Genomic DNA, 20,821 nt, shown 5'->3' with positions numbered 1-20,821 from the left:
TTCGTACCCCTTTCTACACATAAGTACGTTGGGTTACCAATTCATCAAGCTCTTTTTGTTCTAAACGATTATTTTCGATAACGAACTCTTGCCATTTTTTTTCACGCAAATTAGTCCAAATCTTTTCATCTATTTTTAATTCCTGTAGCTTTTTTTGTTTAATAGATAATTCTTCTTCTACTTTTTTTACATTTTGTTTTTTTTGTTCAATCAAGACTTCTAAATAACTTAAATAATCCTGGGACTGATGAATTTGATTGATTAAAATACCTTGCCTTTGATGAAGTATAATTTCCTCCTGCAGCTTATTTTTTTGGTTCATAAGTTCTGTCAAACGATCTTTTTCTTCTAGTAAATGATGTAAAATTTTTGTATAATTCCATTCCTCTTGCTCTCTCTTTTTTTCTTTCATATCTAAAATTTTTTGAAGATGAAATTCAAATTTCCTCATACCATAATCTCCTTAAATGTATGGATTAAGTCCTTTACTGAATCCTCAAATATTGCTTTTTCATCAACACCCTGCTTCGTAAAGTTTTCAATCATTGGGTATAGGTCAATCGCCTGATCTATCAAAGGATTCGAACCTTTTTGATAAGCCCCTATGTTGATTAAATCTTCAGCATCTCTATATACAGCTAATAGTCTTTTTAGTTTTTCAGCAGCTTCATTCTGTTCTACATCCACAATATCTTTCATTAAGCGACTTATACTACTTAAAAGGTCAATTGCAGGAAAATGGCCTTTATGTGCCAATTTTCTATCCAAGACAATATGCCCATCTAAGATTCCCCTGACAGCATCAGCAATAGGTTCATTCATATCATCTGAATCTACTAATACCGTATACAACGCTGTTATTGTTCCATATTGATTTGTACCTGTTCGTTCAAGTAACTTTGGTAGTAGTGCAAAAACAGAAGGTGTATATCCCTTTGTAGCTGGAGGTTCACCTATTGCTAATCCAACTTCGCGTTGAGCCATGGCAAAACGTGTGATAGAGTCCATCATTAAATTGACATTTAAACCTTTATCGCGAAAGTATTCTGCTATACTAGTCGCGATCATTGCACCCTTGATTCTTACTAATGCGGGTTGATCTGAAGTGGCTACTATAATGACTGACTTTTTAAGCCCTTCTTCACCTAGATCTCTCTCAATAAAGTCCCTAACCTCTCTTCCCCGCTCACCGATTAATCCTATCACATTTACATCAGCAGAGGTGTTTCGTGCGATCATTCCAAGTAATGTACTTTTTCCAACACCACTTCCAGCAAAAATACCTATTCTTTGCCCCTTCCCTACGGTAAGAAGTGCATCAATTGCTCTTATACCCAAACTGATGGGTTCAGTTATTCTAGGTCTTGTCAATGGGTTTGGAGGAAGCTGATTTGTTGAGTATAATCCGAGTCCAGGTGGTAGGGGTCTTTGATCAAGAGGCTCACCTAAACCATTTAAAATTCTCCCAAGTAAAGGAAGCCCAACTTTAACCTTTAAAGGATAACCTGTATTGATTACATCGCATCCAGGACCGATTGACCCTAGTTCTCCCAATGGCATTAACAATACTCGATTATTTTTAAACCCAACGACCTCCGCTTTAACCGATTGATTTCTATCAATAGGGTAAATAAAACAAACATCACCAATTTTACATTCAGGTCCATGAGATTCAATCGTTAAGCCAATCACTTGTGTTACTCTACCGTACATTCTTATTGGATTTGAGTGAATGACAGCATCTTTTAAACTTTCAACATCAATTCCTGAAGTCATTCCATTCGCCTACCTATTACATCCATCAGTACTTGTTTAATCTCTTCTAATTGGGTATCGATTCTTGCATCCAATGTACCTGATGAATTTCGAATCACACATCCCCCATGATCGATTGTAGGGTCGGGGAAAATCAATAATTCAACTTGTCCATGAAGTTCTAAAAGCAGTTCATCTCTAGCATTATGTAAATACGCAAAATGATTGGGACTTACATTGATCGTTATTTTTTCTAATTCTTTAGTTTGCTTCAAAGCTTCTTTCGTAATGGCTTTTATAATATCTGGATTCATTTCAATTTCTTTAAGTATAATTTTTTGAGCGATTGAAACACTTAAATCAACAAGTATGGGTTCAGCTTCACTAATAATTTGTTCTTTTAATTGATAGGCTTCCTTGAGTATTTTTTGCGCTTGATCAAATAGAGAGAGATATTGTTCTTGCATTTTTGCTTCTGCATTTTTTAAACCCTCTTCATAACCACTCTGAAACCCATCTTTTTTTACTATTTCAATAAGATTAGCATCTTCTTGTCTTTTATATTCCCACCAATCTTCAATTTCTCTTTTAGCTTGTCCCTTCATTTCTTCAATTTGGATCTTTGTTTGGTAGAGCATTCTTTCTGCCATTTCCTCGGCATCCTTTAATATCTGATCCACCTTCGTCATTTGTTCATCGTTTTTAGATTCTTCTTGTTCTACCTCTAAATCTAGTGAAGGAACCATGTTCGAGATTTTTTGAATATGGTTTATCACTTTTTTCTGATCTGTTTTATATTGAATCGATTTATATATTCTAGACAATAATATCATCGCCTCCACCACGTGCAATGATGACTTCGCCAGCTTCTTCTAAACGGCGAATGGTTGCAACAATTCTTGTTTGTGCTTCTTCAACATCCCTTAATCGAACAGGTCCCATAAATTCCATTTCTTCTTTGAATGTCTCTACCATTCGCTTCGACATATTACGAAATACTGCATCTCTAACCTCTTCACTTGCCACTTTTAAGGCCAATTGTAAATCGGCATTTTCTACATCCCTAATCACTCTTTGAATAGAACGATTATCCAAATTAACGATATCTTCAAATACAAACATTCTTTTCTTAATTTCTTCCGCTAATTCTGGATGTTCGATTTCAAGTGAATCTAAGATCGTTCTTTCTGTACCACGATCTACACCATTTAATATTTGAACAATACTCTCGATACCCCCAGCACTTGTATAATCTTGTTGTACTGTTGCTGATAGTTTTTGTTCTAGAACTCGTTCTACCTGACTAATCACCTCAGGAGAAGTAGCATCCATTGTAGCAATTCTTCTTGCTACATCTGCTTGCCGATCTTGAGGCAATGCGGATAAGATCATGGCAGCTTGTTCCGCTTGCAAATATGATAAAACTAATGCAATGGTTTGCGAATGTTCATTTTGGATGAAATTAAGAATTTGGTTTGGATCAGATTTTCTAGCAAAATCAAATGGACGAACTTGTAAAGATGCAGTCAGACGGTTAATGACATCGATTGCCTTTTGTTGCCCTAATGCTTTTTCCAAAATATCTTTAGCGTACTCAATCCCACCTTGGGTAATGTAATCTTGGGCAATAGCAAGTTGATGAAACTCATGCATCACTCTTTCTTTTTCTGTTGTTTCAACTTTACGCATATTCGCAATTTCAAGGGTAAGTTGTTCAATTTCTTCTTCACGCAAATATTTAAAAATTTGAGCTGATACTTCAGGCCCAAGGGATATCAATAGAATTGCTGCTTTTTGTTTACCGGTTAATTCTTGTAATTTCACTATTCGATCCCCCTTACTCCTCTGATAACCAAGCTCGTACTAATTTTGTAAATTCTTCCGGTTTTTGTTTGGCTAATTTTTGTATTTCTTGAAGAAGTACTGCTTCCTCACTCAACACTGGGGTAAAATCAAATTCTGGAGGATTTACTTCCGTTGATACAAGTTCTTCTTCATCTTCGCGCTTTTTACGCCTACGTCTTACGACAGTATAGCTAACTCCACCAATAGCTAATACAGATAATCCAATTGCCCCATAGAATAGAAGGGGATTCATCGACCCGCCATTATTGTTCACTAATGGTGACTGACTTTGGAAGGTATGAGCTACAACTGCTATTTTTTGATCGATTGCTGTTTGATTTAAAGTATTATCAGATTGATTACCAATGGCAGCCAAAACAATTGGTTTAATTAAATCTCTAATCGCTTGTTTGGTTTGTGCAGCTTGTGAATTCGGATCTGTGTCGTCTTTTAAATCAACAACTACATTGATACTTAAATCTTCTAATCGATAAGGACTGCTGACAATTTCCTTGGTTATTTCATTCACATCGTAATTTATTCTTTCTTCAAGATGTTCGGAACTACCGGCATTACTATCTCCTGATTGATAGGTAGGAACTTGTGTATTCCCTGTTCCAGCTATTCCACCTGGTGTACTTCCTTGCCCAGTGAAAGAATCTTGTATTTTTTCAACACTACGTTCAATTCCTCTACCGTCTATAACAGGTTCTTTAAGGTTTTGAACCGTTTTTTCTTGATCAAAATTCATTTTTGCAAAAACGGTAACAATTACTTTATCTTGTCCAAGAACCGTACCTAACATTCTTTCTAAATCTTTCTTAAGATCTTGTTGAAACTTTAATTGGATTTGTCTCTGTTGATCATATGAATTTAGATTTATTGACCCTTGGTCATTTGTTATGTATTCCAATGTTTCCCCATACTGGTCTACTACAGTAATATTTTCCACAGGAAGATTAGGAACGCTTAAAGATATTAATTTATACATGCTTTTAATCTGATTTGGACTTAATTGCTCACTTGGATCAACGTCTACTACGACAGAGGCAGTTGACTTATCCTGATCCTCACTGTAGAAAACTTTTTCCTCTGGTACTGTAATCATCACTTGTGCATCTTTTATACCTTTTATTCCGTTAACGATTAGATCACGCAATTCCTGTTCTATTGCTCCTCGTTCCAGAACTTTAAATTGAGAATCAGTCATTCCAAAAGAAGAATTATCCCAAAACTTAGAATAAATATTTCCACTTCCCAAAACATCCTCCTGTGCCAAGGTGACCTTCACTTTTGACACTTGGGCTTCAGGTACAAGAATGCTTGTCCCACCAGCACTTAATTGGTAAGGAACTCCCATCTCATCTAATTTTTTGACAATTGTCCCTGCTTGTTTTTCATTCAAATCTCTAAATGCTAATTCATATTGTGTTCTAGTAGCTAAAATCGTATAAATAGTTAAAGAACTCAGTAATAGAATCGCTGTAGAAATGAGCATGATTTTTCTTTTTTTCTCTAATGGTTGCCAGAAATTTAGAAATCTAGTTTTATATTTCATCAAAAAATCATTCACAATGTGATCTCTCCTCACCTACCAAGGAATTATACTTGAATTCTCATGATTTCCTGGTAAGCTTCAACTGCTTTATTTCTAACCTGAACAGTTAGTTGTAAACCCAGGTTTGCCTTTTCGAGCCCAATCATCACTTGATGAAGGTCTGTCACGTTTCCAGTTGCAACTTTATTACTTAATACCGAAGCTGTTTTAAGATCTTCATCTACTTGTTTTAAAGCATTATTTAAAACATCAGAAAAAGGAGTTGAAGCATTTGGGACAGATTGTATAGATTTTTGATTTGTTATATTATTCGACAAGCCCGTAAGTAGACTAATATTTTCTACCATTTAAAAAACTTCCTTTCTATTTTCCAATTTCTAAAGCTTTCATCAACATCGATTTAGTAGAGTTTAATGCTGTGACATTCGCTTCATAAGCTCGTGTTGCCGATATCATATCAACCATTTCTTTCAATATATCTACATTTGGCAAGGAAATAAAACCATTTTCATCTGCATCGGGATGGTTAGGTTGATATACTTGTTTAAAAGGTGTTTTGTCCTCAACAATTTTAGATACTCTCACTCCTGCTACATAGGGTGTATCGGCAGTATACTGATTTAAAACCGTGTCAAAACTTAGGCTAGTATTTGGTTGTAAAGCAACCATTTTCCGAGTATAAGGCTGCCATTTTCCATCAACATACTTATCCCTAGTTGTTTCTGCATTTGCAATGTTAGAAGAAATAACGTCCATTCTTAGTCTTTGGGCAGTTAAAGCAGAGGCACTAATATCCATAGTCGAAAATAATTTCATTGATTATCTTCTCCCCTCTGTAATTACATAACGTAACATACCAAATTCTTTATTCGTGACTTGGGTTAAGGTATTATACCACAGGTTATTCTCTGCTAACTTGGTCATTTCTGATTCAATATCAACATTATTTTCATGATTAAAAATAGAAGTCTGGTTTTGAACTACTATTTTCGGTTGAAACAAATCGTTCATTTGTGAACCGATAGCTATATGTCTAGGATCAGTTCGATAGCCTTTAAACCTGGGTATTTTTATACTTTTCTCCTGTTCATTTTTTAAGATATCTTCAAAAGAGACGTCCAATGTTTTATATCCTGGTGTATCAACATTAGAAATGTTATTACTTAACACTTTTTGTCGTAAAGATGATACATCTAACGCCCGTTGTAATAAATTGATATTGTTTGAAAATATATTCATATCTAATCCTCCTTAAGAGGTTTTTCCTAAGATAACATCATTCCATATTGTAGCACTAAATTCCTTCACGTTTCGACAATTTCTTTATAAAATCTCTGTAAATTTGACTAAAAGTGTAACATTGTTAACATAATCAAGCGTTAATGCCTATATTGAAAATGTTAACAAATCCCAAACAAATCAAAAAGACCTATTTTGTATCTAGGTCTAAAGCAATAAATAGAGTGTTGGCATTATAAAAAAATAATATGAACTAAGAAAAAAAGACCTGTTTTTATAAAAAATAGGTCTTTTATAGGTCAATTTTATTATTTTTGTTTATCCAATGTAATTTCAACCAATTTGTATACAATATCCTCATAACTTAACCCAATTGCTTTGGCTGCATCGGGATAAAGGCTAGTTTCTGTCATTCCAGGTAAAGTATTTACTTCTAAAATAACTGGTAAACTTCCATCGCTAGGAATAATAAAGTCAACTCGAGACAAAGTTTCACATCCTAATTGGCGATGTGCTTCTATTGCCCATTTTTTCAATAAACCTTCAGTTTCTTTATTAATTCTTGCAGGAATAATGTGATCACTACCACCAGGGGCATATTTTGATTCATAGTCATAATACTGATTCTTATTTGGTATAATTTCAATGATTGGTAAAGCTTGAATCTCTGATGCTGTTTCTAATACCGCCACTGTCACTTCAGTACCAGAAATAAATTCTTCAATAAGAATTTGTTTATCGAAGGTAAATGCATGATTTATGGCTTCTTTTAACTCACTTTTATTCTTAACAATGGAGAGACCAATCGTGGAGCCTTCTTGATTAGGTTTAACAACAAGAGGAAATCCAAAATCTTCTTCAATCGCATCAAAATTCAATCTTTCTTTATCTTCTATTTGAACGAATAAATCTTTTGCTACACGGATTCCAACATAGTCAAAAATTCTTTTAGCTTTCGCTTTATCCATAGCTAGAGCGCTTGCAAGGACTCCAGACCCAACATAAGGAATCTCCAATATATCTAATAAGCCCTGAATCCGACCATCTTCTCCAAATCGGCCATGTAATGCTAAATAAACGAGATCGACTCCTTGAAGACTAGATATAAAATCCATAGACGTAAAATCTATTTCTTTTACATTACACCCTTTTGCTTTTAACGCATTAGCTACACCTTTACCACTTCTTAGCGAAACTTCTCTTTCTTTTGATTTTCCTCCATAAATCACAGCAACATTTAACAAACCATTCAACTCCTCATGACTGTCTGTATGTTTATTTATGAAAAGTGGTTAATTAAAATTTTAACTGCATCCTCTTTCACAACTACTTTCCCATATTCTTCAAGAACGGCTTTTGATATTGGAGACACTTCTCCATACTCTGAAAGCAATGCAATGAAATCATCTACATTTTTGTCTAGAACGTCCATTTGATCAAAAACTAAAATATAATGTCCTTTATAGAAGTATAATTCTCCACCATACATTAAATATGAATTTACTCGCTTGGCTGCTTCGATTAGATCTTCAAAATCCTTAAAAGCAAAGATGATAGAATCTGATTCCTCTAAAGTAACTTCCAAAGCAAATAGATCTTCATCAGTCTCTTCATCTGCCCAAATCTGTTCTTTTCCTTTCGATACAATTACAACCATCCCTTGTGCAGGAAGAGCAAATATTTCTACAGCGACGGGTCCTGATAATTCAAATCCTAATTCCTCATAAGCTTCTTCCATAATCTCATTAAATAGATCATGCACTTTAGGTACGTCTGTCCAAAGATCTTCTTTTTTAATGCCACGATCACTCAAATCATCTAAGGTTAAAAAGATTTTGATTTTGTCTTTACCTAATCGTTCTACGCGCATGATAGGGACCCCCCTTTCAAATTACAAAACCTGTAATACAGAATATGATGAATAGCCTACTTTAGTTCGAAAATGTAATAAATAAAAGTATAAATTATATTATAACAATAAATGATATGTTTGAAAACTAAGTCTTATTATTTAACGCTTATACATCATTTTACGTTTCAAATTGAAAAGAGTTGCATAAGAAAATCCTCAAAAGCGACCAATTTCTTCGAATCGTTTTCGGACTACTTTTCTGGAGAGCTCAATAAAAAGCATCCAAATGTTTGGATGCTTTTACAAATTAGTGCTTTTTTAAATCCTTTAGTTAATTCAGTTCATTTGCTTTCGCTCGTAACTCTTCTTCAGTACCATTTAAAAATGTATCAAAGAGCTGCTTCATGTCTTTTTGCTCCACTTCCATACCTTTCTGATTGTTTGTATGCGTGGATTGATCTACTGAAGGTTTACTTTCAACTTTTTTCTGGGATGTTTCTGTCTTCATCGGTTGGTTCATCATTCTATAGGCAACAAATCCACCGGCAATTACTCCAAATAACATACCCCATAAGAAATAATTATTTTTTCTTCTTTGATTATTCCAGAACATCAATGATTCACCCCTATATGAAAATCTTTCATTTATAGAATTAACATATAGGAATTTCTATATACACCCCAAAATTTACATAAAAAAAGTACCTATTAGGTACATCCCTGCGATTCATCACCCTTGCTGAGGGAGAACCCCTCGCGGTGAGAATCCCTTACTTCATTGTAATGGCGGAGAGAGAGGGATTCGAACCCTCGCACCGGTAACTCGGTCTAACGGTTTAGCAAACCGTCCTCTTCGGCCTCTTGAGTATCTCTCCAAATCTTTACCAATTTGATGGCGGAGAAGGTGGGATTCGAACCCACGAGACGCTTTTAACGCCTACACGATTTCCAATCGTGCTCCTTCGGCCAACTCGGACACCTCTCCAAAAAATGATGATAAAGATTTCCATAAATTGAGATAAAAATGGCTCCTCGTGCAGGACTCGAACCTGCGACAACTCGGTTAACAGCCGAGTGCTCTACCGACTGAGCTAACGAGGAACAATTACAATACATATATTAGACGAAATAAGATAAAAAATCAACATTTTTTATGAAGTAAAAAATGTATCCTCAATAACAAGGATACATTTTTTGAAAACATTCTATGGAATCATCCAAGTCAAGAAATATGCTTGAATATAAGTCATAATTCCAACGATGATCACAAACATAACACTATGTTTTAATGTGAACCTAAATAAGTCTCCTTCTTTACCTATTAAGCCAGTTGAAGCTGTCGCTACAGCGATTGATTGTGGTGATATCATTTTACCAGTTACTCCACCACTTGAGTTCGCGGCAACAGTTAAAATAGGGTCAACACCAATCTGATTTGCAGTTATTTTCTGTAAGTTACCAAATAAAGCATTAGCAGATGTATCACTACCAGTTAAGAATACACCTAACCAACCCAAAATTGGAGCGAAAAATGGGAATAAATGTCCCGTTTTTGACAAAGCTAAACCCAAGGTTGCACTCATACCCGAATAATTATAAACATAGGCAAGACCTAAAACAGAAGCAATTGTAATTAATGGGAAGATCAATTCTTTTACAGTTTCACCAAAAGTTTTGATCCAATCCCCAAATTTCATTCCTACTACAAACTTACTTACTAATGCAGCAAAGAGAATGGCCGTACCAGCAGCGGCTAACCAATCAAATTTAAAAGTAGCAGCGTATGGTGTATCTTGAGTAACAATTGGAGTGGTTTTTATAACTGCTTCATGAAGACCGGGAATATTAAATTGAATGTTGGATAACGATAAAACATCTTTGATAGAAGGAATACCCCAAACAATGATGAACCCGGTTAATAATAAAAATGATGACCAAGCTTTAACGATTTGCCTTGTAGTATAAGTTTCTTTTCCTGCAGCAACACTTGGGTTTAATAATCTACCCTTTTCTTCATTCGAAAATCTAAAAATATTTTTTGGTTTCCAAACTTTAAGAAATAAGGCAGTTGCAAATAGGCTAAATAACGCCGAAGTAATGTCTGGAAGTTCCGGACCAATAAAATTTGATGTGAAATACTGGGCCAATGCGAAGGATCCACCTGAAACAAGAATCGCAGGCATTACTTCTTTTGCACCCTTCCACCCTGACATAATAAAAATTAACCAAAATGGAACAAAGAAAGATAAAAACGGTAATTGACGGCCAACCATCTGGCTTATTGCCATTACGTCGATTCCTGTAGTATTAGCTGCTACAATGATTGGTACACCAATTGCACCAAATGCTACAGGTGCTGTATTCGCAATCAAAGCTAACCCAGCAGCATATAAAGGTTCAAAACCTAATCCGACCAACAATGCAGCAGAAATGGCCACGGGTGTACCAAACCCTGCCGCCCCTTCAAGAAATGCACCAAATGAAAACGCAATCAATAATGCTTGTAAACGACGATCTTCTGTAATTGTAACAACAGAAGAACGAATAATGTCAAATTGACCTGTCTTAACTGTAATCTTATACAAGAATACAGCAGTAATAATAATCCAACTTATAGGAAAGATACCGTACATTGCACCAAAGCCAGTTGTTAATAATGCCAATTTTACAGGCATTCCATAAACGATAATTGCAATTAGAAGAGATAATATAACAGTGGTAATTCCAGCAATATGCCCTTTCATTCGTTTAATGGCAAGCGCCCATAAAAAATAAATAATTGGTATTGCCGTAATTAAGGCTGATAGAAAAATTGAATTCATTGGATCATAAATCTGACTCCACATATTCTTTTACACTCCCCCATACTTCAATTTATCTAGTTTAGAAAACAAGAAAAAAATAAAATTGTCCCTCCCTCCTTAATTTTCCCTTAACTAAGTAAGCTAGACTTGTGAAAGCGCTATCTTTCATTTCAACAAAAAAGTTAAGCGTTATTATGATTATACGGTCATCTGATGACCTGCTCTAGCTTTATACTACTATTAAATAATAAATTTAATTAGTTAGCAATACAAAATTTTTCTTTTTTACAAAACTTTTAAGATAGTAAATAAAATTGAAAAAAGAAAAAGCTTCATCGAAGAAGCTTTACGAATTCATCAACATATCATTTGTATTTAAGTTAGCATTCAACCAGTTTTCCCATTCTTTCATACTTTCTCCCAAATGATGTTTTTGGCCCTCTTCTGATTTAGCACCTAAAATTCCTAATTTCACATGTGGAAAGTTTTCATATAACCAAGGCAAAAGATGATTTATCACTGTAAGCTCTTCTGTTTCGATAGTGAAAAGGAAAACCGGGTCTAGTTTATGTAACAAGGTCATTATAATTTTCTTATCTAAAGATTGTCCTAAGTAATACACTTCGAAGCCTCTAAGTCTTAAAAAAATAGATAATATGATAATCACTAGTTCATCTAGTTCATCAGATGTCGATATTGTAAGTACTTTTGGTAATATAGGCCGGATTGGGATTCGTTGATAAATAGATAATGTTTTAATTCGAATCCAATTTTTAATATATCTCAATTGACCTTCTGTGATCGATTTAGTAATTCCCTCACTTGATTTTGCAATCGGTAATAAAATGTCCATTAGGATGGTTTCTACTTGATAAAAACTTAATGCATAATTGATCAATTCTTCAGCTTCTACCTCATTAAATTCCAAAAGCGAATTGAATATCTTTTTTTGGATCTCCTCCTTTTTCAGATTCAAGATCCCATCCGAAGGTATTAATGAAGTTAAATTTTTCTCTTCTTCTAGAAGTAAATCAACCGCTTGACTAATCGTAAAACCTTGTTGGACTTTATCTACAAGCCACTTTAAAACCATTAGATCATGTTCGGAATAAATTCGGTGACCAACCTCATTTCGTTTCGGGGTAACGATTTTGTATCTTTTTTCCCAGGCCCTTAATGTGCCAGGTTGTATTCCTAACTTTTTTGAAATGGCTTTAACATTATATATTCCCTTTTTTAAATATTCTCGTTCCATTCGCCCCACCCTCTGAATCTTATCTAAATATTCTATTTATTTTCATTATAACAAGTTTTTGAAAATTTTTTTATTTTTTATGAATTTATTTAATAAAAAAGAGCTATTTTTGAAATAGCCCTTGCTCTTTACGTATAAAAGTTTTTACGATCAAAAATAACAAAAAAGGAATGAAAAAATAAACGTCAACTTCAATAATAAGATAGAAATATACATCAAAAATAATTAATAGTAAGCTGATCGCTTGCCATTTTTTCCATTGATACATAGATATTTTTCGATTTTTTAGAATTTTAATTGCATATTTTGTAGGCTTACTTAAAATAAACATGATCAAATATAATAGTGCAAAGGTATAAAGAAGATTTTGTTTTTCAGCAATAAAAAAAGAAACCCAATCTGATAATTGATCTCCTGTTGAAGGTGGACCAGCATACCCATAAACTGTGTACCATGCTAAAATCGCGGCAATCAGAACTTGGAAAAGATATAATATTGGAAACATAAAAACATCCCCCTCTATCTAGCTTATTAAAAAATAAGCTAGATAGAACGGAAAAAGGACCTCATTGAGGTCCTTCCTTTGATTACAATAATGGATTTTCGTGTTTAGCTTTTAGACGCTGCCAACGAAGTTCCACTTCATTTTCAAATGCTTTAAGTGTTGATTCGTATTCAGGTTTTAGTAAATGTTTTGTTTTACCTAGCATTCCTAACCATTCACTTACGGGTACCCTTTTCCCTTTTTCTTCTGGATCATAAGTGATAGTCGTTACACCATGTTCAACCTCATAAAGTGGGAAGAAACAAGAGTTAACAGCTGTGCCAACAATAGCAGCTCCTTGGTCATCTTTCACTTTCCAGTTTAACGTACAAGTGATTAAAATTTTACCATAAACTAATCCTTCATTTTGTGCATACCATTGTGCTTTTGCAGCCTTTTTAATTAAATCTTGAGGAAATGCTTCAGTTGCAGTAAAGACATATGGAATATTTGTTGCAGCCATAATTTGAGCCGTGTCTTTGTGATGAGTTTCTTTACCACCTTGTTTTTCTCCTACACCAGATGTAGATGTCATATGCCCAATTGGCGTAGAGTAAGAAAGCTGACTTCCTGTATTCATATATCCTTCATTATCATATTCAATGATAATCATTTTATGGTTACGTAATGCAGCACCGATCGATGGACCCATACCAATATCCATACCTCCATCACCAGTAACCATCACAAAGGTAAAGTCGTCACTCACTTCTATTTCTCCACGGCGTTTTTTCTCCCAGAACATTTCTACTAATCCTGAAAGCGTTGCAGCACCGTTTTGAAAAAGATTGTGGATATAAGTTCCTTTATGTGAACTATAAGGATAACCTGTAGAAACAACCATTCCACAACCAGTATGGAAAAGAACAACGATATCCCCTTCAATTCCTTTAAAGAACGTTTCTAATCCAGGGAAAATTCCACAGCCTGGACATGCTCCATGACCAGGAGCTAAACGTCTAGGTTTTTTCATCAATTGACGTAAAGGTGGAATTTTTACATTCAATTTTCCAGTATTTTCGTCTTTTTCAACCTTAATAAGTCCTGTTTTAAATTCATCAGTATTTACTGGTTCAAGAACGCGCTTAGGTGCTTTATCAGGATCACCAGGGTTAACACCATAATAGTCAAAAGGTACTTCTGCATAACCCTTTTCTGCAGCATCAATAGCTAACTTAAAGAAATCTTCAGCCTCATCGAAATAGAAATCTTTTCCACCTAATGAGAAGATTCGAGTTAATACAATCGTTTGGTTTTCTTTATCTTCCTGAAGGGCTGCTTTAATTTCATGAGATAAATTACCACCATTAGAACCGTATGAGTCAGCTCGTTCACCTACAAGTAAAGCTTTCACATTTTTCAAGGATTTACGGATTTCTTCTGCTGGAAATGGACGGATAATATTAGGTGAAATAACCCCAGCTTTTATTCCTTGCTTACGAAGCTTATCTACTACATCTTTCGCTGTTTCAGCAGCAGATGCAAGTAAGAATAAAGCTACTTCCGCATCTTCCATCATATATTCATCTAAAACAGGATATTCGCGTCCTGATAAATCTTTATATTCAGCCGCAATTTGCTTAAATACCTCTCCAGCATTGTAAATAGCTAGTGATTGTTGATATTTATTATTGATATAATCATCATTCATGTATGGACCAATCGTTACAGGATTCTTAGGATCTAATGCATGAACAAAACCTTCTGGCATTTCTCCAACAAAATCTTGAACAATTTTACGATCATTAAAATAGTGTACTCTTCGTTTTTGGTGAGAAGTCACAAAACCGTCATAAGCTACAATGACAGGTAAACGTACATCTTTATGTTCAGCTAGTCGCGTAGCGATAATATTCATATCATATACAGCCTGTGGATCTCTAGCAATAAGAATTGGCCATCCTATATTTAATCCGTAGTATAGGTCAGAATGATCTCCACGAATGTTCAAAGGCCCACTGACAGAACGAGTAACTAAATCAAGCACCATTGGAAAACGGGAACCTGATTGAACTGGTAATTGTTCTAACATATATAAGAATCCATTTGCACTAGTTGCATTAAATACACGTCCGCCTCCAGTTGCAGCCCCAAAGTTGATACCAGCAGAACCGTGTTCGCCATCAGCAGGGATCATGACGATATCATGTTCACCACGTGTTTTCATTTCATCTAGAAATTCTGCAATTTCAGTAGATGGGGTGATTGGAAAATAGCCCATCACGTGGAAGTTAATCTGTGCAACAGATAAAGCTGCCATTTCATTACCTGTTTTTATATCTACTTTTTGTTCTATCTTTAAATCTTTTTCTTCGATAGCCATTATAACCCCTCCCCTTAATTAGATGCTAAAACAAATTGATGTGGTACTCGATGTTCATCAGCATATCCCTCAGTTTCTCTTAATGTAGTGAGTGCTTGTGTTGGACATACTGTTACACATTTTAGGCAACCTTTACAATATTGATAGTCGATTCCTTGTAAGAATAATTGTGGACGACCTTTCTTGTCTTCTTTTTCTTCCCATACAAAGCAACCATCAGGACAAGCAATGTCACAGGAAGCACAGTTAATACATTTTTCTATTTCAAAAGCAGGTAAGAAGCCTTCCCTTGAACCACTTAAGTCTTTAAGAATACTATTCCCTGGATTAAGAATCACTCCACCAATAGGTTGAGTTTCATAACCTAATACTGGCTTTGGACGTACATATTCAGCCTTAGCCCCTTCTTCAGCTTCGTAAGTTTTAAACTTAACTTCATTAAATCCACGGTCAAAGGTACGAATATTGGAATCAACTAATTTCGGATACTTTTCTTCAAAGGTAGCACGAATTACATTTTTCATGGCTTCTGGATTTAAGAAGTCAGCAAAACGGAAAAGTGCACCTAACATTGCTGTATTTACACGAGTCTTTTCTTCTACTGAAATTCCTAAAGCATCAATGACTGCAACTGTTCCAGATTTAATATGAAGTTTTTCACGAATCTCATCTGGAGATTTTGTTGTGTTAACAATGATTACTCCATCTGGATATAAACCGTTTGCAACATCGATCGTTTTAAAAAGATTTTCATGGAATACCCCAACAATGTGTGGTCGTTCTACTGGACTACTTGCCCGAATTTCACCTTCCCCAAAGCGAATGAAGGATTTTACAGGAGAACCCTTCTTTTCTGACCCATAGGAAGAAAAGTGGGCACCATTAAGACCTAACCCAAGTACGCCAGCTTCTGCTAACATTTTTCCTGCTAAATGAGCACCAAGTCCCCCAATAGACTCTAAACGAATTTCAAAAAAACCTAGCTCATTTTTAATTGGTAATTTTGACATATTTATATACCTCCTCACCCATTAGATCTAAAATAGTGTAACAGACACTTAACAAAGGATATAACAATATTTTCTATTTCTTGATTATATCCGCTGTGTAAATAAGTCAATTACATAAAAACTTATTTTCATTTTTGATTATAACAGTATAAATATTATATAGCAACAGATACGGAAAAATTTTTATCTATCACTTAGTTAACAACACGTACATAGTGAAAACTGTTGGTGCAAATACGTTTTTCAAAAACTTACTAATCTTTATCTAAATAATGAGATATATAACAGATTATTTTTGGCGACTATAACAGATTATAAATGACATTTTCTGCAAAAAAAATTCATCAATAAAAGATGAATCGTATGTAATGGATGTATTAATTTAAAATGTTTATTGTAACAATGATTTATCAGGAATTTTTAATTTAAACCCTGCATATAGGTCATCACTATTCTTTAGACCATTATATTTTGCTAATGCTGAGACATATTTTCCACTTTGATAATACTTTAATGAAATTCTATACAAATTCTCACCAGGCTTAACAATATGAATACTTTCTTTAGTTTCTTCTTTTGTTTCTATTTCTTGAACAACCTCGTTTTGATCCTTCTCACGATTAGGATTTAAATTTTGATTAGAAGAAAGATTGCTCTGTGGTTGTATGACTTCAAAATTAGGAGGATTGATAGGAATCCCATTTTGTTCTTTTCTTGCTTCATGATCAGGGTATAAGATATAGCCTGTTATAAAGATTAGAAGGATAAAAGCTCCAACAATCAGTTGTAATAGATTAATTTTATATTTTTTTTCTTTCTTTTTGTTTTTATGAATTGTCTTCCTGGGTGGTAGTGAACTGTATTCAATATTTTCTTGTTTACATACCTGTTCCATCATTACATCTACCTTTCGATTGTTGCCTCTTCCACCTTCTTATTCGATAAAATGAGCCAAAATCCTGCATTGAGGCTTAAGCTTGCTATTCATAACCAATTCTTTCGTATGAGTATACCCAGAACAAAATCTATCATACTATGAGCAACAAATGCACTAATCCATTGGCCAGTTAAAATCACCAAATATCCAAGACCAAGACTAATAAGAAAAGTCATAGAAATGAGCACCCATTTTTTTAAATACCTAAAATGGATCAAAGTAAAAATAAGACTGGTAAGAAAAACGCCAAGATAGGATTGAACGGCACCTCTAAATAAAAATTCTTCAACAAAACCAACCATTACCGCAATAATAGCGATATGCCAGATGGGTAAATGGCGAAATAATTTTTCATTTATGCCTCCATCATCTAACCATTTTTCAGGTAATTTCTTTGATAGTATGATGTCAACAACTATAACAACGAGACTAAAAAGAAAACCAACCAACACAGGTTGAATCAATTTGCCGGGTAAAATGGACACAATAGCTTCAATGGGATTCATTCTGTGTAAAATTAAATAGAGGATAAACGCAAGTCCTACTGAAATAAATTGAGTCAGGTAAAGATTGATAACCAATACTCTTACAGGTAATGATTCTATATCAATTTTTTCTCTCTTTTTCATAAGCGCTCCTTGATATGGGAAGCAATTTAGATAACTCCTGTTCCCAACTCCATGCATTGTATTGTATCGTTTTTTCCCTTTTTTCAAAGATCTTCTCTATCTTTATACCACATATATCACAGCAAAAGGCCGGCTTATCCAGATTTTGTTCGTAAAAATACTCCAAAATGCTTAACCGTCTACAGGTTTTTTGGTTGACAAATTGAATCATGTGATTCACTTCACCATATCGTTTTCTTTTGCGTTGTTCAAAAATTTGTTCAAGTTCTTTTATACACCGATAAGATAATATATCCTCATTCCTTTGTACTTTATAGCCACTCTTTGTTTTCAACCAAGAAATATGACCCATTTTTTCTAAATAAAAAAATATCAATTCTAACTGTTGTTCAGATATTGTCCCTTGTTTAAAATCTTCTATTCTGAAATTATTTTCTTTCTTTTGTTGATTGATTTGCTGACAAACCAACTGTATTTTTTCCTTATCGGGATATTCGTTATCGATAAGATGGATAGATGTCTCTTCATCTCCTTTTTGATAGATGAGAGCAGCATATCCTTGTTTTCCATCCCTTCCCACTCTTCCGGTCTCTTGTAAATAACTTTCGATATTCGCTGGGATATCATAATGAATGACAAACCTGACATTCTTCTTATTTATCCCCATACCAAATGCCTTCGTCGCAATAATAACGTTTAGATCCTCTCGCATAAATTGTTGTTGAATAATCAATCGATCTTCATTAGGTAATCCAGCATGGTATGCTTCTATGCGATTAAATCCATTTCTTTTTAACTCATCAGATAGCCATTCACTTGTGAGTCTAGTATTTACATAAATGATTCCCGGCCCTTGAAGATGTTCAAGTAAATTAAACAATACTACCTTTTTCTCTTCGATCGTGTCTACTTGAATCACTTCATAAGCAATATTTTTCCTATCAAGGGATGTAACGATTTTATACATTTGTTGTAGGCCTAATTGTTCAATAATATCTTCCTGAACAATTGGGGTTGCTGTGGCAGTTAATGCAAGGACTGTAGGCTCATTGAGTTGAACTATATAATCTCTTAATCGCAAATAGTCCGTTCTAAAATCATGTCCCCATTGAGAGATACAGTGAGCTTCATCTACCACAAAAAGAGAGATATTCATTTTTTTTAAACGATTAAAAAATGCTTCTTGCTGTAGTTTTTCTGGTGAAACATACAAAATTTTAGTTTTCCCTTGTTCTAAACCTTTCAATCTATAAACGATCTCTTCATAAGAAAGTTGACTGTTGATATATGTAGCAATAAATAGGCCCATATTTTTTAATTGTATAACTTGATCTTCCATTAAGGAAATAAGTGGTGATACTACAATCGTTATCCCTGGAAAAAGAAGTGCAGGTAGTTGATAGCATATTGATTTCCCACCACCAGTTGGCAATACCCCTAGCACATGCTCCCCTTTTAGAAGATGCTGAATAATTTCTTCTTGCCCATCACGAAATGAGTCATAGCCAAAGTACCGTGATAAATATTTTGTTAACATCTTCAATCACTCTTTTGTTTTTATTTGATCCGCTAAAACCATACGTATTTCATGATATGAAATTGCTGGATCAAGCCTCTTTTTATATTCAGATAGATTTGTTGAACCTATAGATCGATACAACTCTCTAATTTGTTCAATCTTCCATTCATCTGTAAATCTTGTGAGATCAATGGGTGAATGTAAAATGATCTCCACGATATGATCATAAATCGTACCTTCTGTTAAGCCTCTTTTCCTTGCAATTTCTTCAATTGAAAATCCATGATTTAAAAGTTGCATCGTTTTTATGGTTGATGGAGACAAATAACTTCTTTTATTATCAATTTCTGATATCATATTCAATAATTTAAAACGAGTTGGGTCATGATAAACCTTTTGCAACAAACGATAGGTCAAATTATTAAACATAATCTTTATTTCTTGAATAGAATAGCCCAATTCTTCTTCAAGTTGCCTCCATGTAAAAGCCATTCGATGTCGTCCAGATAAACGATACAAAAGTATTTTTTGTTCTGGTTCAGATAAATCATCTTTTAATTGATTCATTTCAAGATGTAACTGATTCGTTAGTCGTTGCACCCTATCTGTTGTATTCGAGATTAAAAGCTTCTTTACCCATTTCTGAACAGGAAGATCTGAAATCACCGGTGAAAAATGAAAATCATGGTATGATAAATAAGATAATGTTTGAATTAACAAACTTAATCTTTTCCAAAACGTATTTTTCGTAGTTCGATCAATTAATAAAATAGAATGATCTTGCTCGATATGAAATAGTTGATTCTTAACAATATTCCTCTTCAATTTATCTAACTGATTGATACCTTGTGGAGTAATGATCAATTGTTCATTTTGTATATAAAGAAAATGGTGTTTTGTTAATTCTTCAATTTGATTTATTATTTCATTAGCCGAGATTCCATCAAACAGCCCATAATAGGGATGAAGGTTGTAAAATTGCGTATCTTGAATGGTTTGCTTAGCATACGATCCTTTTAAAATCCTCACCACCCCAGTAATGGAGCGATCTCCATTTAATTGATAAACCACCCATAAGATAAAAAAGGGAACCATGTGATCATTCCTTTTTAAATTGTAAAGAAAGAAACTTTCTTTTCATTATTATAATGGGACCCCACAAAAGTAATCGGAATATGCTTCGAATGAGTTCGTCACTTTTGTGGGCTATCATGAACAATAAAAAGTGTAACATTCTAGTAACATATTATCATAGATTTATCTTTTTGTTTTTTTTATACTAAAACTCACTAGCGTTGCATAAATATAGTCGAAATTTTCAGTAAATATGTTTTTGTGAATTATAGCCAAAAGGACAAAACCTAAAGAAAAGGTGATTCTGTCCATTTGGTAAATATATACATTTAGTGCAAAAGTGACAGGAATCATACTTTTATTTATGTGCTAGATCGTTCGTCAAACCGACGTAACCAAATATATGCTGGCTTCCAAATCGCAGCCTTTAACCAGCGAGTGATTTGAAGTAAAGATTTCTTACTCTTCATCTCAAGT

At 34.2% G+C, this 20,821-nt stretch carries 20 protein-coding genes and 3 tRNA genes; all 23 read right to left on the bottom strand.

Annotated features, from left to right (window positions below):
• Window positions 1–13: 13 nt before the first annotated feature.
• Complete coding sequence (fliJ, locus tag TEPIDINF_RS03645; RefSeq protein WP_069798722.1) at window positions 14–451, bottom strand: flagellar export protein FliJ; 438 nt, start codon at window positions 449–451, stop codon at window positions 14–16.
• On the bottom strand, window positions 448–1,776 hold the full coding sequence (gene fliI, locus TEPIDINF_RS03640) for a flagellar protein export ATPase FliI (RefSeq protein WP_069798724.1): 1,329 nt from the start codon (window positions 1,774–1,776) through the stop codon (window positions 448–450). The genes fliJ and fliI overlap by 4 nt, the downstream gene beginning before the upstream one ends.
• Window positions 1,773–2,579: a FliH/SctL family protein gene (locus TEPIDINF_RS03635; protein ID WP_069798790.1), complete on the bottom strand. Its 807-nt coding sequence runs from the start codon at window positions 2,577–2,579 to the stop codon at window positions 1,773–1,775. Before TEPIDINF_RS03635 ends, fliI begins: the two co-directional genes overlap by 4 nt.
• On the bottom strand, window positions 2,572–3,582 hold the full coding sequence (gene fliG / locus TEPIDINF_RS03630; RefSeq protein WP_421692138.1) for a flagellar motor switch protein FliG: 1,011 nt from the start codon (window positions 3,580–3,582) through the stop codon (window positions 2,572–2,574). Before fliG ends, TEPIDINF_RS03635 begins: the two co-directional genes overlap by 8 nt.
• Before the next feature lie 10 nt (window positions 3,583–3,592).
• On the bottom strand, window positions 3,593–5,173 hold the full coding sequence (gene fliF / locus TEPIDINF_RS03625; RefSeq protein ID WP_421691371.1) for a flagellar basal-body MS-ring/collar protein FliF: 1,581 nt from the start codon (window positions 5,171–5,173) through the stop codon (window positions 3,593–3,595).
• 29 nt (window positions 5,174–5,202) lie between these two features.
• The gene (fliE, locus tag TEPIDINF_RS03620; RefSeq protein ID WP_068723819.1) at window positions 5,203–5,505 is read right to left on the bottom strand and encodes a flagellar hook-basal body complex protein FliE; all 303 of its coding nucleotides are present in this window, start codon (window positions 5,503–5,505) and stop codon (window positions 5,203–5,205) included.
• A gap of 16 nt (window positions 5,506–5,521) precedes the next feature.
• Entirely contained in the window at window positions 5,522–5,974 is a 453-nt protein-coding gene (gene flgC, locus TEPIDINF_RS03615) for a flagellar basal body rod protein FlgC (protein ID WP_421691370.1), read from the bottom strand.
• A 3-nt stretch (window positions 5,975–5,977) separates the two neighbouring features.
• Window positions 5,978–6,397: a flagellar basal body rod protein FlgB gene (gene flgB / locus TEPIDINF_RS03610; RefSeq protein ID WP_068723814.1), complete on the bottom strand. Its 420-nt coding sequence runs from the start codon at window positions 6,395–6,397 to the stop codon at window positions 5,978–5,980.
• Between the two features lie 308 nt (window positions 6,398–6,705).
• A complete protein-coding gene (locus tag TEPIDINF_RS03605) occupies window positions 6,706–7,641 on the bottom strand; it encodes a D-alanine--D-alanine ligase family protein (RefSeq protein WP_068723812.1) in 936 nt (311 codons plus the stop codon).
• A gap of 35 nt (window positions 7,642–7,676) precedes the next feature.
• Complete coding sequence (locus TEPIDINF_RS03600) at window positions 7,677–8,267, bottom strand: genetic competence negative regulator (RefSeq protein WP_068723809.1); 591 nt, start codon at window positions 8,265–8,267, stop codon at window positions 7,677–7,679.
• Window positions 8,268–8,580: 313 nt separating this feature from the next.
• The gene (locus TEPIDINF_RS03595; protein ID WP_421691369.1) at window positions 8,581–8,862 is read right to left on the bottom strand and encodes a hypothetical protein; all 282 of its coding nucleotides are present in this window, start codon (window positions 8,860–8,862) and stop codon (window positions 8,581–8,583) included.
• Window positions 8,863–9,033: 171 nt separating this feature from the next.
• Window positions 9,034–9,124: transfer RNA gene (locus TEPIDINF_RS03590), tRNA-Ser, on the bottom strand.
• An 18-nt stretch (window positions 9,125–9,142) separates the two neighbouring features.
• Window positions 9,143–9,234: transfer RNA gene (locus tag TEPIDINF_RS03585), tRNA-Ser, on the bottom strand.
• 40 nt (window positions 9,235–9,274) lie between these two features.
• A tRNA-Asn gene (locus TEPIDINF_RS03580) sits at window positions 9,275–9,350 on the bottom strand.
• A 104-nt stretch (window positions 9,351–9,454) separates the two neighbouring features.
• The gene (locus TEPIDINF_RS03575) at window positions 9,455–11,095 is read right to left on the bottom strand and encodes a lactate permease LctP family transporter (protein WP_421691368.1); all 1,641 of its coding nucleotides are present in this window, start codon (window positions 11,093–11,095) and stop codon (window positions 9,455–9,457) included.
• 304 nt (window positions 11,096–11,399) lie between these two features.
• On the bottom strand, window positions 11,400–12,308 hold the full coding sequence (locus TEPIDINF_RS03570; protein WP_421691367.1) for a MerR family transcriptional regulator: 909 nt from the start codon (window positions 12,306–12,308) through the stop codon (window positions 11,400–11,402).
• A 103-nt stretch (window positions 12,309–12,411) separates the two neighbouring features.
• Window positions 12,412–12,813, bottom strand: a complete 402-nt coding sequence (locus TEPIDINF_RS03565) for a hypothetical protein (protein WP_421691366.1) — start codon at window positions 12,811–12,813, stop codon at window positions 12,412–12,414.
• Between the two features lie 82 nt (window positions 12,814–12,895).
• Window positions 12,896–15,175: a thiamine pyrophosphate-dependent enzyme gene (locus TEPIDINF_RS03560; protein ID WP_068723799.1), complete on the bottom strand. Its 2,280-nt coding sequence runs from the start codon at window positions 15,173–15,175 to the stop codon at window positions 12,896–12,898.
• A 14-nt stretch (window positions 15,176–15,189) separates the two neighbouring features.
• The gene (locus TEPIDINF_RS03555) at window positions 15,190–16,185 is read right to left on the bottom strand and encodes a 2-oxoacid:acceptor oxidoreductase family protein (RefSeq protein WP_068723797.1); all 996 of its coding nucleotides are present in this window, start codon (window positions 16,183–16,185) and stop codon (window positions 15,190–15,192) included.
• A gap of 391 nt (window positions 16,186–16,576) precedes the next feature.
• A complete protein-coding gene (locus tag TEPIDINF_RS03550; RefSeq protein WP_421691365.1) occupies window positions 16,577–17,083 on the bottom strand; it encodes a LysM peptidoglycan-binding domain-containing protein in 507 nt (168 codons plus the stop codon).
• Between the two features lie 86 nt (window positions 17,084–17,169).
• Window positions 17,170–17,751, bottom strand: a complete 582-nt coding sequence (locus TEPIDINF_RS03545) for a CPBP family intramembrane glutamic endopeptidase (RefSeq protein ID WP_068723795.1) — start codon at window positions 17,749–17,751, stop codon at window positions 17,170–17,172.
• Window positions 17,729–19,288: a RecQ family ATP-dependent DNA helicase gene (locus tag TEPIDINF_RS03540; RefSeq protein ID WP_421691364.1), complete on the bottom strand. Its 1,560-nt coding sequence runs from the start codon at window positions 19,286–19,288 to the stop codon at window positions 17,729–17,731. Before TEPIDINF_RS03540 ends, TEPIDINF_RS03545 begins: the two co-directional genes overlap by 23 nt.
• 6 nt (window positions 19,289–19,294) lie before the next feature.
• Window positions 19,295–20,365: a helix-turn-helix domain-containing protein gene (locus TEPIDINF_RS03535; RefSeq protein WP_068723793.1), complete on the bottom strand. Its 1,071-nt coding sequence runs from the start codon at window positions 20,363–20,365 to the stop codon at window positions 19,295–19,297.
• Window positions 20,366–20,821: the final 456 nt, after the last annotated feature.

It is taken from the genome of Tepidibacillus infernus, assembly GCF_048898065.1.
Taxonomy (GTDB): domain Bacteria; phylum Bacillota; class Bacilli; order Tepidibacillales; family Tepidibacillaceae; genus Tepidibacillus_B; species Tepidibacillus_B infernus.
Note: the sequence above shows the minus strand (reverse complement) of the source record. Positions and strands in the feature narration are given on the sequence as shown.